At 38.1% G+C, this 16,023-nt stretch carries 14 protein-coding genes and 1 pseudogene; 7 read left to right on the plus strand and 8 right to left on the minus strand.

The annotated features are described in order from the left end of the window. From TY15_RS21295 to rlmH, 3 genes are all read left to right on the plus strand, one after another. Positions 1-385: S1C family serine protease (locus TY15_RS21295; RefSeq protein ID WP_042375503.1), on the plus strand; the 385-nt coding region annotated here is incomplete at its 5' end. A 139-nt stretch (positions 386-524) separates the two neighbouring features. After that, entirely contained in the window at positions 525-683 is a 159-nt protein-coding gene (locus TY15_RS23860; protein ID WP_074432856.1) for a CxxH/CxxC protein, read from the plus strand. Positions 684-784: 101 nt separating this feature from the next. Further along, positions 785-1,264 (plus strand): 23S rRNA (pseudouridine(1915)-N(3))-methyltransferase RlmH, encoded by a 480-nt coding sequence (rlmH, locus tag TY15_RS21300; protein WP_040206725.1) that lies wholly within the window; start codon positions 785-787, stop codon positions 1,262-1,264. 546 nt (positions 1,265-1,810) lie between these two features. Here rlmH and TY15_RS24095 read toward each other — a convergent pair. Together TY15_RS24095 and TY15_RS24100 are read right to left on the minus strand one after the other, a co-directional pair. Beyond that, complete coding sequence (locus tag TY15_RS24095) at positions 1,811-2,191, minus strand: ATP-binding protein (RefSeq protein WP_081799488.1); 381 nt, start codon at positions 2,189-2,191, stop codon at positions 1,811-1,813. A 16-nt stretch (positions 2,192-2,207) separates the two neighbouring features. After that, a pseudogene (locus tag TY15_RS24100) lies at positions 2,208-2,927 on the minus strand (response regulator transcription factor). Positions 2,928-3,107: 180 nt separating this feature from the next. Here TY15_RS24100 and TY15_RS21315 point away from each other — a divergent pair. The 3 genes from TY15_RS21315 (at position 3,108) to TY15_RS21325 (ending at position 7,033) form a co-directional block, all read left to right on the plus strand. Continuing rightward, a complete protein-coding gene (locus TY15_RS21315; RefSeq protein ID WP_040206727.1) occupies positions 3,108-3,875 on the plus strand; it encodes an ABC transporter ATP-binding protein in 768 nt (255 codons plus the stop codon). Continuing rightward, the gene (locus tag TY15_RS21320) at positions 3,862-5,787 is read left to right on the plus strand and encodes an ABC transporter permease (RefSeq protein WP_040206729.1); all 1,926 of its coding nucleotides are present in this window, start codon (positions 3,862-3,864) and stop codon (positions 5,785-5,787) included. Before TY15_RS21315 ends, TY15_RS21320 begins: the two co-directional genes overlap by 14 nt. A gap of 688 nt (positions 5,788-6,475) precedes the next feature. Beyond that, complete coding sequence (locus tag TY15_RS21325) at positions 6,476-7,033, plus strand: phospholipase D-like domain-containing protein (RefSeq protein WP_081799489.1); 558 nt, start codon at positions 6,476-6,478, stop codon at positions 7,031-7,033. Between the two features lie 232 nt (positions 7,034-7,265). On the opposite strand, the gene TY15_RS21330 is transcribed toward TY15_RS21325, so the two are convergent. The 4 genes from TY15_RS21330 to TY15_RS21345 form a co-directional block, all read right to left on the minus strand. After that, a complete protein-coding gene (locus TY15_RS21330; RefSeq protein ID WP_040206731.1) occupies positions 7,266-7,949 on the minus strand; it encodes a DUF4956 domain-containing protein in 684 nt (227 codons plus the stop codon). 28 nt (positions 7,950-7,977) lie between these two features. Then, a complete protein-coding gene (locus TY15_RS21335) occupies positions 7,978-8,676 on the minus strand; it encodes a polyphosphate polymerase domain-containing protein (RefSeq protein ID WP_040206733.1) in 699 nt (232 codons plus the stop codon). A gap of 122 nt (positions 8,677-8,798) precedes the next feature. Then, entirely contained in the window at positions 8,799-10,094 is a 1,296-nt protein-coding gene (locus tag TY15_RS21340; RefSeq protein WP_040206735.1) for a sensor histidine kinase, read from the minus strand. Then, positions 10,094-10,774 (minus strand): response regulator transcription factor, encoded by a 681-nt coding sequence (locus tag TY15_RS21345; RefSeq protein ID WP_040206737.1) that lies wholly within the window; start codon positions 10,772-10,774, stop codon positions 10,094-10,096. Before TY15_RS21345 ends, TY15_RS21340 begins: the two co-directional genes overlap by 1 nt. 195 nt (positions 10,775-10,969) lie before the next feature. Here TY15_RS21345 and TY15_RS21350 point away from each other — a divergent pair, with 195 nt between their 5' ends. After that, complete coding sequence (locus TY15_RS21350; protein ID WP_040206738.1) at positions 10,970-13,078, plus strand: carbohydrate-binding domain-containing protein; 2,109 nt, start codon at positions 10,970-10,972, stop codon at positions 13,076-13,078. Between the two features lie 435 nt (positions 13,079-13,513). Here TY15_RS21350 and TY15_RS21355 read toward each other — a convergent pair whose 3' ends face one another. Beyond that, a complete protein-coding gene (locus tag TY15_RS21355) occupies positions 13,514-14,917 on the minus strand; it encodes an FMN-binding glutamate synthase family protein (RefSeq protein ID WP_040206739.1) in 1,404 nt (467 codons plus the stop codon). Between the two features lie 158 nt (positions 14,918-15,075). Continuing rightward, the coding region (locus TY15_RS21360) for an FMN-binding glutamate synthase family protein (protein WP_042375513.1) at positions 15,076-16,023 on the minus strand (948 nt) is incomplete at its 5' end.

Consider the following 16,023-nt stretch of genomic DNA (forward strand, 5'->3'; position numbering starts at 1 on the left):
ATCGATTCCGATTAATTCCGCAAAGCCGATTATTGAAGATCTTGAGAAGTTTGGGACCGTTAAACGTCCGTATATGGGCGTTGATTTAAAATCGGTTGCTGAAATTCCAGCTTACTATCAAGAGGAAGCATTGAAACTCCCACAAGATGTGAATTACGGGGTGGCTCTTCGTCAAGTGGTTCCGAATTCACCGGCCTCACAGGCAGGATTAAAAGAGCTCGATGTTATTGTGGAAATGGATGGACAGAAAATTAATGATGTGATCGACCTACGCAAGCACTTATATCAAAAGAAGAAGGTCGGCGATAAATTGAAAGTAAAATATTATCGTGAGGGTAAGCCAATGGAAGCCACGCTCACCTTAACGGCTGAAAAGTTGGAGTAGGAAAGTTAATCTTGCGGGAAAGTGATTATTCACTTTCCCGCTTTTCTTTTTTGGGGCTGTATATTTTACGTGGTATGGTATTATGAACGATGTGTATGTAAAAAATATAATCAAGTAGAAGTTTATGGAGGCTGAAAAAATGATTTATTGCTGTGAGGAACATGTGGATATTGCCTTAGATACAATCGTGGATGAATATGAAACATATCCAGTTTTAACAAAGATAGATGTGGATAACTTATCAACAAGCTGTGAATATTGCCAAAATACAGCTGTATATATGGTGGCGAACAAGTGATTCCATACAAGATGTGGATAACAATTGTGAATATGTGGATAACTTCTGTGGATATCTTGTTTGTAAGCTGTTCGTAATTAAGTTGAAAAGGGCTGTGGATTGTGAATATCTCGATTATTACGGTTGGAAAGTTAAAAGAGAAATATTTAAAGCAAGGCATTGAGGAGTACTTAAAGCGATTGTCTGCCTATGCAAAGGTCGAGGTGATCGAGGTAGCAGATGAAAAAGCACCAGAGGAATTAAGTGAGTTGGAAATGGTGCAGGTTAAGCAAAAAGAAGGCGAACGAATTCTGGCAAAGATTAATCAGGATACATATGTGATAGCGTTGGCGATTCAAGGAAAGCTGCAATCCTCTGAAGAGTTGGCAAACACGTTAGATAAATTGGCTACGTATGGAAAAAGCAAAATTGCCTTTGTGATTGGCGGTTCACTTGGTTTAAGTGAGGAAGTAGTCAAGCGCTCTAATGAGCAGCTGTCTTTTTCAAAAATGACCTTCCCCCATCAACTGATGCGGCTGATCTTGGTGGAACAGATCTATCGGGCGTTTCGGATTAATCGGAATGAACCGTATCATAAGTAAATGAGGTTTTTTATTAGGGAATTTTCCCTATCATTCGAACGATAATCAGAAAGGAAAAATAAAGTTTGTCCTCATGAGAGATTCATGAGGACAAAAATCGGTATGGAATAGGGGAAACTGCCCTAATTATCCAGTTAATGGACCACCAACTGCTTCCATATTATCAATAATAAAATACATACCTAACACTAAAAGGGAAACCCGATCATGTGTAGTCAGGAATGTGTATTACGGCTTTTATTTTATTGGCTCTGTTTTAACTGAATGTTGATTTCACTGTGTTTGAAAAATAAGGGGTAAAATTCCGTTTAAATTGGGAAATACCCATATTTCCCTAAAAATAAAGGAGGCTTTTCCGTTTATATGATCCAAATCTTTGGATTTCGTCTTATTTTAGAGCAGTTGATCGGAATATGTCCGCTTATATCTGCTTCTTAAGCCTCCACTACATAAATTAGCTGGAAATTCTTCGCCTATGTATTCTTATACCTACACCAAATTTAACAATGAATAATAACAGAGCCATTTTATTCCGAAATAACCAACTCAGATATGATAATAGTTCCTGATTTTAGGGAAGTGAATAACGACTTTCGTAAATGCACCCTCTTCCGATTCAATCGAAATATCATGTCCTAACTTATTCGCTAATTGTTTGGCAAGATACAGCCCTATGCCAGTGGACTTTGCATGGCTTCTTCCGATGGAACCGGTGAATCCCTTTTCAAATATTCTGTTGATATCCCCAGGAGTAATTCCAATTCCAGTATCTTGGATCAATAGCCTTTTTTCTTTATGATCTTCCTCAAAATGAACGGAAACCAATCCGCCTTCGTTGGTATATTTCAAAGAATTAGCAATGATTTGATCAATCATATACCCAAGCCATTTACTATCACTCTGGACAAATGGAGTGAGTTCATCCATTTCAAAACGAATCCCTTTATTGATGAATAGTTTGGAATGATTTTTTGACACTGTTTTTGATCAGTTGAGTTAGATTAATTTCTGATATGAAGTAATCTTTTGAAAAAGAATCAACGCGTGAATAATAAAGAGCCTGTTCAACATAATGATCAATCTTATCGATTTCATCCTCATCCACAAAGCTTTCATCTTTCCACAGACTTCGCATGATTTTATTTCGGGTGACTATGGATCCTTTCTGCTGCATCAAGAGGTAGAAGATCGTAAATTCTGTTTTTGTCAGATTTGCCGTTTTTTCCCCAACTAAAACATCCCAGTCTTTCAAGTTCAATATCACCCCATTATGCTAGAGAATATTCTGCTGTGTATCAATGTAGGAGTATGAACGTCTGAGGAGCGCATTAATTTTTGCCATAAGGACCTCCGTATAGAACGGTTTCTGGATAAAATCATCGCCCCCCATATTCATGGACATCACCATATCCATCGGTGTGTTCCTTGAGGAGAGAAAGATAATCGGTACTTGCGATACTTCTCTAATTTTATTACACCAGTAAAATCCATCGAATGATGGCAGGTTTATATCCAATAAGATGAGATGGGGCTGCACGTGAAGGAAATCTTCAAAAACCTTGTCAAACACATTTAGATTTATTGTTTCAAATCCCCACTTTACACATGTCTCCGCTACCATCTCTCTAATTGTCGGTTCATCTTCAACAATCATGATTTTCATATCCTTTTACCTCCAATAGGTTTTTCTATGTATTTATACTATCTAAAATGAAGCTGGATTTCATCCGCGTGACAAAATTGTAAGGTTTGCCGCTAATACTGTAAGTTTATATTGTCCTTCCTTAGTTTAAAATGAAAGTGTTGAAAGAAGATAATCTTTATAAATGGAGGAATCACATAGATGAAAACAATCGTTGAAGCGAAAAGGGTAAAAAAGATATATGGAGTAAAGGGAAATGTATTTACGGCACTTGAAGAAATTGACTTAACTGTCTGTGAAGGGGAATTTGTTGGGATCATGGGTCCTTCCGGTGCTGGAAAATCCACATTGCTAAATGTGTTGGCTACAATTGATGCCCCGACATCGGGTGACATTGTTATTGATGGGACAAGCATTATCAATATGAATGAGGAGAAACTATCTGCTTTCCGCCGTAATAATCTTGGATTCATCTTTCAAGATTATAATCTGTTAGATACGTTAACCGTGAAAGAAAACATTTTGCTACCACTAGCATTAGCAAAAATGGATGTAACAGAATTAGAGCGAAGAGTAGAGGCGGTCGCTGATAAATTTGGAATTCGCACGATTTTGGATAAATATCCCTATCAAATATCTGGGGGACAAAAGCAGCGGACAGCGGCTTCTCGAGCAATTGTGTCTGAACCAAGCCTAATCTTGGCAGATGAACCAACAGGGGCATTAGATTCAAAGTCAGCAACAGATTTATTGGAAAGCTTGAAGAATTTGAGTGAACAGGATAAAGCAACCATTTTAATGGTGACCCATGATGCTTATGCAGCTAGTTATTGCGGGCGTGTGTTGTTTATTAAAGATGGAAAATTGTTTACCGAGATTGTGAAAGGAAATGAAACTCGCAAGGAATTTTTCAACAAAGTGTTAGCTGTATTATCAGCAATAGGAGGTGGAGCACATGACATTATTTAGTGTAACTAAAAAAAATATTCAGGGGAACTTCAAAAATTACCTCATTTATTTCCTGTCGATGATTTTCAGTGTGGTGATTTATTATACTTTTGTGGCCTTGCAGTATAATGAAGAAATCCAAACAAGTATTCAATCGTGGAAAATGTTGCAATCTGTTTTTGTAGAGGCATCCATTATATTAATTTTATTTGTGGCCGTTTTTATTTTGTACTCTAATTCCTTTTTTACAAAAAAACGTAAAAAAGAAGTAGGATTATACTCCTTGCTTGGGGTGCGAAAAAAAACAGTCGGGAAAATGTTATTTTATGAAAATTTGATTATGGGTGCAATAGCTGTCATTATCGGAATCTTTTTTGGAACGATACTATCTAAATTGTTTGCTATGATGTTATTGAAGCTATTAAGTTCCACCGTCAACGTAAGTTTCAGCTTCTCTATTGATGCCATTATAAATACAATGATTGTCTTTACTATTATTATATTATTTACATCATTTCAAGCTTACCGGCTGATTTATCGTTTTAAATTAATTGAGTTATTTCGCGCAGAGAAAGAAGGAGAACAAGTACCAAAGGCTTCTATTATCGGGGCAGGAATGGCAGTAGCCTTGCTCGTCTTTAGTTATTGGATTGTCTTCCATCCCATTACTGATCAGTCTCTCGTGCAGCTTTCCCTTTTCTTAGTCGGAATGGTCTGCGGAACATATCTATTATTCCGTTCTTTGATCCTTTTTCTATTAAGGGCTTCGCAAAAAAATAAAGCCAGCTATTATAGAAGTATCAATTTCATTGGGATCTCTCAATTACTATACCGCATAAAAGGAAATGCCCGAACCTTAACAATGATTGCTTTACTAAGTGCTGTTACGTTATGTGCCATTAGTATCGGATACAGCTCGTACTACAATGTTGAAGAGAAGACGAAGAATATGTCTCCATTTAGTTATATGTTTGTATCAAAGGATGCTAATTTCAATCACCAAGCAAAAGGCATCATTATGGGAGATAAGGAACATCCTGTTCAAGCCAGTCTAGACATCCCTGTTATTCAAGTAAAAGGGGATCTTTCGGATTTAAAATATGTCCCTTATGGACATTCAGCTGATTCGGTGCCTACCAAATTGATTTCTGTAAGTACGTATAATCAGATAATGGAGGCATTAAATAAAAAAAAGGGAAACTTACATCTGAAAGGGGAGCTGGCAGCTGCGATTCGCCCATGGCAGGATAATACAAATTCCGACTATATTGGGCACGAAGTAAAGTTACAGTTATCAAAAGGAAATCGCACTGTTAAGTTAGAGAAAATGTTCGAAAAAAGAATTGTAAACTGGACTGCTTCTGCTCCTGACATCTATATAGTCGTCAGCGATTCGTTATTTGCTGACATGACCAAACAAGTAAAACCATTTTTCTATTCAGCCTATAAAGTGAAGAATGAGAAAATGACAAAAGAAACATCTGCTAAACTAATGAATCTTAATGCAAAAGACTTAGAATTATCTACATTTTACACAGCCTATACAGAGGAATTACAATCTTCAGGAATTGATATCTTTTTATTAGGATTTTTGGGGCTCGTTTTTCTTGCCGCAACCGGCAGCATCATTTATTTCAAACAATTGACGGAAGCGCATGAAGATAAAAATCGATACAATATTTTGCGCAAGATTGGTGTAAGTAAACGTGAAATCTTTACTACCATTGCTCAGCAAACTCTATTTGTATTTTTATTGCCATTGGTGATAGGGATCCTTCATAGTATCGTGATCTTAAAAGCCATATTTGGAGTAAATTTGGCAGAGAAATCGATCATCATTCCGATTTTTACCGCAATTGTGGCGTATGTCATTATCTATCTTGGCTATTATCTGCTAACTGTTAGATCATCTAATAAAATCGTGTATAAGTAACATAAGAACACATCCCTTGAGCGTTCGGGGGATGTTCTTTTTGTAGTCGTGTGTTACACATGGGCATACCATCAAAAGGGAGGGAAATGCTAACGAATAACCTCATTTAAAAGCGTTACGGTGAACCGTACCATAAGTAAATGAGGTTTTTTGGGGAGTATAAACTAAACCGTGTAAGTAAGAGAACGTACGTCTCTTGCTACGCCGTTTAGTTTTTTTATCGGTAGAATAAAACAATTGAATGGGAGGTATTTCTAGTGAAGTGGGGGGGAATATAGGTATATTCATTTCTACCTTATCATCCTAAATATTAATTATATACAAGATTTTTACAGAACTAAGCAATCTGTTTTCCTAGATTTCGAATGAATTACGAATCCTACCTTCCATGCGATTACCGCCAAAAATGCAGATGATTTGGCGGTGTCACAAGAGCCTGCTAGAGCCCTTGACGATAGGAGACTTGGATTTGTTTGTTTCATTCCTTTAATATTTCCATTAAATTATTAACAACAACCATAGTTTTGCTAAGTGAAAGAGAACGACTGGCTTTAGATAGTCTCCTTTTATTCTCTAGGAACCACCCCTGGTTTCTTCAATTTAAGGTTAGTTTAAGTTAAATCCTTAAAATAGTATTAGTAGCCATAGGTAACATAAAACTGAACAAGAATTTGGAGGTAAGAATATATTGACTAAGAGTGTAACTACAATTTTATTGACAATATCACTCTTAATAAACGCTATTTTAATAAGTGTGATATTAAAAGGATTCATGGGGGAAAGTCTAGGTGGTAACCAGTTGGCTTACGCAATAAGTGGTTATAAGGGGAATCCAGAAGAAGATTTAATTAACGTTATTAATCATACAAAAGAAGAGCTGAATATTGCTATTTATAACCTAGATAATGAGCAAATTGCTGAAGCCATTTCTTCTGCATCAGAAAGGGGAGTTTCCATTAGAATTATTGTTGATGAAGAAAATGCTGAAAATAAAGATAGTAAAGAGATACTAACTGAGTTAAAAAAGCTAAATATACCGATTAAAATTGATATAAATGGAAAAATGCACGTAAAGCTTACTATATCTGATAATCAAACGGTCGTAACAGGTTCGTTTAACTACACTAAAGATTCTGCTAAAGATAACCAAGAAATCCTTTTAACAGTTAACAATCATAACTTAGCCTCATCCATGAATACAACATTTAATGAATTATGGAATAGTAATAATTTAACTGATTGGTAGACAAAAATAAGGGTAACCCAAAAATATAACTTTTTGGGCCACCCTTATTTTGTGTATGCATTCAATGAGAAAAGCGCAAGGAGCCAGCTATCGGCTTAGTCCCTCTTTCTGTAGCCAAGCATAAGATGAGCCAATGGCTTCTTGAACTGAACATTTCTTAAAGTCGAAACAAATAAATTCTGATAGTAAAATAAAAACTGACTCAATACATTTTGAGTCAGTTTCCTTGGCTTTACGCTGTAAAATTCCCGTCATAGCTTAACATGATTGCAGATTTTACCCCATCAATGGCTGATATATTGTTAACAAAGTTCATGTCATTTTCTTTTATTCGGATTTCATAGGTGACTTCAAAGTCGTTCCCTGGCATCACTGATTTCGATTTAAGAGAATGCTTTTTAGTGTGTCCTGAAATGACGTGTTCTAAAGAGTTTTCAATCGAATTCTCATTGTATCGGACAACAAGTAGGTAGGGGTTTTCGATTTTGACTTTATTCACAAACACAAATAGTACTAAACCAATGAGAAGGGAACCTCCAACTGCTAGTGCGCTAAAACCAGCCCCACATAAAATACCGACTACAATGGACCAGAAAATATAAACGATGTCCATTGGGTCTTTAATAGGAGTCCTAAAGCGTACGATCGATAGCGCACCAACCATTCCAAGCGACAGAAGAACGTTAGATGAAATTCCAATAATAATCAGTGCTGTTGCTAAAGTCATAATAATGAGAGAGAGATTAAACGTGTGGGAGTAGATGACCCCAGTGAACGTTTTTTGATAAATATAATAAATGAATAATCCTAGAGCTAATGCTACGACTAGACCAATAAGTGTATCCACAAAGGAGATGCTGCTTGTCTTTTCTAAAATACTTGATTTAAAAATGTCTTTAAAGTTTGTGACTTCCATTTCTGTTTCCTCCAAATTTTATGTTAGTTTATCCAAACATCCTGCTAATTTGATATTTTGAGTAAGTTCCCCGCGCTCTGTCACCAAGTTGAAGCAGATATTTAATCATATCCGGAAGGAACTCGTCATATTTTACTTCAAGAATGACAATGTCCGGATTGGTTTCGACCATTGGTAGATCAGGGTTCAAAATATCAGTATTCCGGAAGCTTGTTTTAATGGAACTGTCAAAGGTGACCCGAACATTACCATATTCATAAATAAAAACCTCCCTCTCGTAGTCAACCACAGTCATAGGTTTTAGTTGATAGAGGTTCATTTGTACAAATAAATCCTTGATGAGCGGTCTTGAGTCATATTCCATCCAGGTGATATCGCCATGTTGAATCTTTTCATACTCTTCTGCGGTCAGCTTGCATTTTTGCTTAAATGTCATATTGTTTCGCTTACTCTTTTTTTCCAGATTGATGTAGCTTGTATTATAGTCATAAAGTCTAACCCGATATTTATCTCTTTCGATATAGCCTTCTTTTTTCTGGTTTAATGCTTTATTATCGAAGTTGTCAAAATAGACACTTCGGATTAAATATTTCCCATCATTTTTGGCATGGGGATCGGTCTGCATAACATGCTTTAACCGATTCCTCAGCAGGTAGCAATCCATTTTTGTAATCTCATGCTTCATTTCATACCTGCCTCTTACCCCATTTAGGCACATTGTCTTCATGAACATCTTCTCCTCTATGTGTTGTTCCATGTCTGTATTATGAGAAACCAACCTTAAACAAACCTTAAAGGTTTGTTTCTTTGAAAAAAGAAATAAAAAAAGAAGACCACGTGTGTGATCTTCTATTTTGGAAGCTTAATTCTAAAGGTGGTTCCTTTTGATTGGTTTGGAATGGCCTTTATCGTTCCATTATGTTTTTCAACAATCCATTGAGCGATCGATAGCCCTAATCCTACACCACCAGATTCACGAGTTCGAGCCTTATCTTCACGGTAGAATCGATCAAAAATATGCTTTAGATTCTCTTCTTTGATACCAATTCCTGTATCACTTACCTCTATTACAATCTTTTGGTCTTCCATATAGGTTTTGATTCCAATACTGTCGTGTTCCCCTGTATATTTTAAGGCATTATCAAGTAATATGACCAAAAGCTGATGCAGACGAACTTCATCGGCTTCGATTTTAACATCACTCCTTAAATTTAGCCAAAAGTGTTTGTCTTGTGACTCGGCGATTTCCTGATAGGGATTCGATACTTTTTGAATGAAAGAATCCATATGAAGTGGTTGTTTCGCCAACTGAGTCTCGGCCGAATCCGCACGCGCGAGCGTCAGTAAATCGGTGGTCAGCTTAGAAAGACGCCTAGTTTCTGCAAGGCTGAGGGCAATATTCTCAAACTTACTGGCTATTCTCTCTTGTGGAACTGTTAAAAGCAGCTCTAACTTGTTTTGAATAATGGTTAACGGAGTCCTAAGCTCGTGAGATGCATTTTCCACAAATTCTGATTGTTTATTCCAGGATTGGATGATTGGATTCATCATTTTTTTAGATAAAATATAACTTGCGGAAATAGATAAGATGATAAATACCGCTGAGAAAATAATGATGAGCTTCCTGAAGTTGTTGAGAATCGTTTGTTCCGGATCAACGTTTATCATCAGCTGTGTATAGGCAATATCGTCGTTATTATTTGTGTCTTTAATTAGAATATATCTGAAATAATACTGATCATTAATGACCGTCATGGTTACTTGATCGATATTTGTTTTATCTAGCTGGTAGTCTTGAAGATAACTTTCATAGAGGAGCGACCCAATCTCATCTTTATTTAAGATTTTGCCGTCTGCACTCCAATCAACGATCATAATCCGCGGATTGGGATTGTTTTTCCGGTCATTAGGGGGGCCGTTTGAATCCATGCCTTTATCTGGCATAGGCGACTCCTTGTCTCCTGCCGGATGATCGGTTATTTTTCCCTGAAATCCCTGCAATTCCTCATCTGTCTTAGAATACAATGTGTTCTGGATCTGGCTGAAAATAATAAAACCAAATATCGTGAAAATAATTGTGAACGCCAGCAGATTCAAGAGCATAAACTTTAACTGCTGCTGCTGGAAAAGTTTTCGTTTAAACATTAGTTATCACCGTCTTCTGACAGCATATAACCCAGACCGCGGAAGGTCTTGATGTAGTTGTCATAGCCATACTTCTTTAGGGTTTTTCGCAAATTGCTTGCATACACTTCTACTACTGTTGTCGAGGTATCCGACTCAAAGCCCCAGATTCGGTCAAAAATTTGTTCTTTTGTTAAGATGGTGTTTTTATTATTGATTAAATACTCAAGCAGGTCATATTGCTTCCCATTCAACTTGACGGCTTCACTATTAATCTCAGCGCTTTTCGTTTTTAAATTAAGTTTCAAATCTTTAAAGTAAAGTGTGTTTTCTTTAAAACTTCCCCCGGCTCTTCTGACCATGGCCTCCAGCCTTAATAGCAGCTCCTCTCGGTGAAATGGCTTCACCATATAATCGTCTGCTCCTACTTTAAACCCTTGAATCTTATCGTCAATTCCATCTTTCGCAGTCAGCATAATGACAGGAGTTTCAATCTTACTACTCCGTAATTCTTTTAAAACCTCATAACCATTCATCCCAGGCATCATGATATCTAGAATAATGACGTCAAAAATATTTTGCTCCGCTAAAAAGAGACCATCCTCTCCGTCAAAGGCCTGCAGTGTCTCAAACATACCTTGTGTTGTTTCACGGATTGTGTCTGAGAGATGCTTGTCATCTTCTATAATTAAGAGTTTCATTTTTGGTACTCCTTCTTTAGTAGAGTGGTTTCTTTATCCCAATTGTTAGTTTCGATTATAGAGTGAAACCAATAAAATGCAAATTATTTTGTTGTTTTTTTGTTTTAAGGTTGGTTTAAGGTTAGTCCTTAATAATGTGGTACATAGCAACAGTGAAAACAAAATACTATTTTTCAAAAAAAGGAGCTAACCAAATTGAAAAAATTAAAATATACAAAATTAGCAGCCCCTGTATTGTGTGCAGCATTATTATTTGGCTGCAGCAATAACAGCAGTGATTCTAATACTACTGCTTCAAGTAATAGTAGTAGTGTTACAGAAGTTAATGCAGAGAGCTTAAGTACGATTGGAAATAAAAGCATTGCAGACGTCATCAGTGAGACAGTGACTTATGACAAGGATGATGTATACAGTGATTGGAAAAGTGAAGATACCTCTTCCATTCAATTAACGGGAACAAATGCAACCGTAGATAGTTCTAGCGGGGCAATCGTTGACGGAAGTACAATTACTATCAAAACTTCAGGTACTTACGTGATCAGCGGTAAGCTAAATGATGGACGAATTATTGTCGATACAGAGGATCAAGCAACGGTAAGGCTAGTACTAAATGGTGCTGAAATCCATTCTTCGACCAATGCCCCTATTTATGTGAAGCAAGCAGAAAAAACGGTTATTTCACTAGAAAAAGGAACGGAAAACTCTATCTCAGATGGTGTGAAGTATGATACGGACGGTCAGGAAGATTCACCGAGTGCGGCCATCTTCAGTGAAGATAACCTGACGATTAACGGAACCGGGAAATTGACTGTTAAAGCTAATTACAAAGATGGGTTGACAAGTAAAGATGAGTTGAGGATAACAGGTGGAAATATTGAAATAGAGTCTGCTGACGATGGTTTGGTAGGCAAAGACTTACTCGCTGTGAAGGATGGAAATATTACCGTTAAGGCAGAAGGAGATGGGGTCAAAGCTACGAATGATAAGGATTCCTCAAAAGGAATAGTAGCGATTGAAGCTGGAACCTTCAACCTTACAGCGCAAAATGATGGGATTCAGGCCGAAACTAGCCTCTTAATAGCTGATGGGGACTTTACGATCTCAACAGGCGGAGGAAGTCCTGAGACGATTGCTGTCCAGGAACAAGGCGGCCCTATGATGGGACAAAGAAATAACAACACTTCCACCACTACTACGCAAGAAGAAACGGAAAGTGCCAAAGGCTTAAAAGCTGGAACTGAGGTGGGCATCGGCGGAGGAACATTTGAGATTGATACACTTGATGACGCTGTCCATAGTAATAACAGCGTAACAATCACAGGTGGGAAAATATCCATCGCTTCCGGAGATGATGGAATTCATGGTGATTCTGCCGTCCTAACAAAAGGTGGGGACATTACCATTAGCAAGAGTAACGAAGGCATAGAAAGTAAGATCATCACCCTTACAGACGGAAATATTCATGTGACGGCTAGTGATGATGGTATCAATGCTGGTGGGGGCAATGATGGCTCGAATCCAGAAATGCAATCCTCCACTTCGGATACTATATTGCTATCCATTAAAGGCGGAACGGTATATGTGAATTCAGAGGGAGATGGCTTGGATTCAAATGGTTCCATTTCGATGACTGGAGGAACAGCAATTGTCAGCGGTCCGACTAATGCAGGTAATGGTGCCCTTGATTATGATCAATCCTTTAGCATAACCGATGGTACATTGATTGCAGCAGGAAGTTCCGGAATGGCTCAGGCCCCGTCAGATAGTTCAAAACAGTATTCTTTATTGATGACGTATCCTTCCACACAGAAAGCAGGTACCATTCTTCATTTGGAAGACAGCGAAGGAAATACCATTGCAACGTTTGCACCTGAAAAGGATTATCAAACGGTAAGTATCAGTTCTCCGAAACTTGAAAAGGGTGGAACCTATACCCTATATTCAGGCGGAACGGCCACTGGTAGTGAAGCAAATGGATACTATGCAGATGGACCCTACACAGACGGAACGAAAGTGGTCGAATTTACAATTGAGGATTCTGTCACATGGTTGAACGAATCTGGTATTACGACACCTGTAAGCAGCGGCCCAGGAGGAGGCAATGGCGGTGGCTTTGGAGAAGGGGGTCAAACTCCGCCTGATGGAGGGAACCGTGGGGATATGTTCTCCAATCTAGATGATGAAACGAAAGCGAAAGCCGAGGAAATTATGGAACAAGAACGTGCAGGAACCATCACAAGAGAAGAAGCACAAGCAAAACTAGCGGAACTTGGTGTGAATATGCCAATGGGTAAAGGGCAATAAACTTAGTATAAAAAGGAGGGCAGCAGCTACGTAGACGCTGCCCTAAAAAAATTAAGGAAGTAGTATGAGGTTTGTTATTTTTAATAAAAAACGGCGGTTAAATAGATGCGGAGAACCTTACCATAAGTAAATGAGGGTTATAGCCAAATGCCTCTCCTTAAAGTTGGGGAGGCTAGAACATAATAATTTTTCTTAACTAGTCGACAAAAAGATGTTGATTCCCGTATTTGGTATCAAGAGGGTCCGCTCTTATCGGTTGGAGGATCAGGCTAAGCACCCGATTAAATAAATAGACGGAAAAATTTCGCTTAATTAGTAATTATCATTAAAAATGGCCAAAATAGACGGAGAGATTCCGCCTATTTTACTTTCGCTGATTAAAATAACTGCCCCTTAAATAGATGCGGTGAACCACTTCTTATTTGAAATTTGGGCCTATTTGTCTTCCCATGGTCTAAAGGAAAACGGAATTCCAACCATTTTAGCCGTTAGTTCATCATAGGAAACTAAATCCTTTTTTGATAACTCTTTTAAAGATCGTTTTCCTATTGCTCTTAATGCCATTTTCATTTCTTCTACACTAGCTGTTAAGAATTTTTCTGCTGTTTTTTCCCCTTCTTCGGTTTTAAATTGATCCTTAAACTTGCCATCATACCATAAAGCTTGTGTAGGAGGCTCAAATGGGAGGGCATTCAATACTTGATCATGAGCGAGAGCAAACACCATGGCAGAGCCTAAATATACAGCGTCAGCTCCGAGTGCAAGCACTTTTAAAAAATGACCGGGTACTAAAAGTCCTCCTGAAACGATTAAACTAATCCTTCCCTTCATCTTTCTTTTTTCTAGATGATTTACTGCTCTAACTACCACATGTAAGGTCGGGATTCCAAAGTCATCAAATAATATCGGCGGTGCACCGTGCATGGCCGCTTGACCGCCGTCAATGGCTATAAAATCAATTCCCATTAAGATTAAATGATCAATATCTTCTTCGATTTTTCCACCTGCGCCAATTTTGGCTCCTATAGGAACACCGCCTGATCTTACGCGAAGCTCCTCCACAAGTAGTTTTAAGTCAACTAATGTTTGATTTTCATAAAAGTTTTCATAAATGACCGCTTCCTCATTTTCCTTAAGTCCCATTACTTCACGGGCACGGCCTGTTAAATTTTGTGGGGGGATTTTTTTTCCCATTCCAGCTAATGCACCATTGCCTAATTTAATTTCGATCATGTCCGCACGGTTTAATAAATGTTCTTCCTTTGCCCATTCTGTTTTAGAAAATTGTAAAATATACTTTCCGGCAGCGTCTAATTCTTCGGGTAAGATTCCACCTTGCCCTGAATTAATCGCCGTTCCGGTCTTGTTAGCTGCATTTGCTAAGGATAACCTTGCTTGTTCACTAAGTGAAATCCCGTAACCCATGCTACTAATCATAAGAGGAATTTTTATATCCATTGGTTTTTTTGCCTTTGGCCCAATGGTAACAGATATATCTACATCTTCCTCACCATCAACCGGAAATGGTGACGTTTGTGCAGGGATAAAGGTAATCGGATCCAAATTCGGCCATTTTTTAGAAGAGCCGCCAAGCGGACGATCCAAGACAGTCCCTGTTTCTGCCCGCAGGCTATTTTCTAGCATATTCTGAATGCCCATATGCCTGAGACCTGGGATCAATTCGATAATATTTTCTTGGTAACTGTCAGATAAAATAATTTTTCCAGCCTTTTTCACTATGAGTTTCATCACCCAGCGCCAGCAGACGAGTATGAATACCAACACGATAAATAAAAGGGTTACTATTGTAAAAGTCAGATAAAATAATAGGTTCGGCATAGTCATTTCTCCAATATCCGTGCAGTAAATGGGGCTAGGCGTTTTATGAGCTAATAGGAAAGTATAAACTTTTTCAAAGCTTATACTTTCCTATTTCGCATAAGTGCAACTACGCCTCTGTCTTCGCCCTAAGGGGCTCGCCAATCGGCGAGTTTTCTTTATGGTAAATGTCCTTGTTTTTCTTCCCATGGTTCAAAGGAAAACGGAATTCCAACCATTTTGGCGGTCAATTCATCGTAGGAAACCAAATCCTTTTTCGATAACTCTTTTAAAGATCGTTTTCCCATTGCCCTTAATGCCATTTTTATTTCTTCTATACTTGCTGTTAGAAATTTCTCCGCCGATTTTTCGCCTTCTTCAATCTTAAATTGATCCTTGAATTTCCCTTGATTCCAAACAACTTGTGTGGGTGGTTCAAACGGCATGGCATTTAATGATTGAGGGTGTGAGACGGTAAATAACATAGCTGATCCTACATAGACTGCATCGGCTCCGAGGGCGAGCACTTTTAAAAAATGGCCGGGTACTAGTAGCCCTCCAGAGGCAATTAAACTAATTTTTCCCTTCATGCCTCTCTTTTCTAAATGATTAGCAGCCCTGACAATCGCATGCAGAGTTGGGATTCCAACGTCATCAGATAAAATAGGAGCGGCACCGAATGTTGCTGCTTGTCCTCCATCAACCGCAATATAATCAACACCTATGTAGATTAAATGATCAATATCTTCCTCAATTTTTCCGCCAGCCCCTATTTTTGCCCCAATGGGGACACCACCTGTAATTCTCCGAAGCTCATCAGCAAGTTCTTTCAAATCATCAAGCGTTTGGTCTTCAACAAAATTATCATAAATTACGGCATCTTCATTTTCCTCTAACCCCATCAGTTCACGGGCACGACCCGTTAAATTTTTAGGAGAAATTTTCCCACCTGTCCCAAATAGTGCCCCTTGTCCCAGCTTAATTTCAATCATATCGGCCCGCTTAATTAAATCTTCTTCCTTTGCCCAGTTTGTTTTAGAGAACTGTAAAATATATTTCCCACCTATATTTATCTCCTCAGGTAGGACGGCTCCTTCACCGGAATTAATGGCGGTTCCAGTCATTTT

This window comes from Neobacillus jeddahensis (genome assembly GCF_000612625.1).
Lineage (GTDB): Bacteria > Bacillota > Bacilli > Bacillales > Cytobacillaceae > Neobacillus > Neobacillus jeddahensis.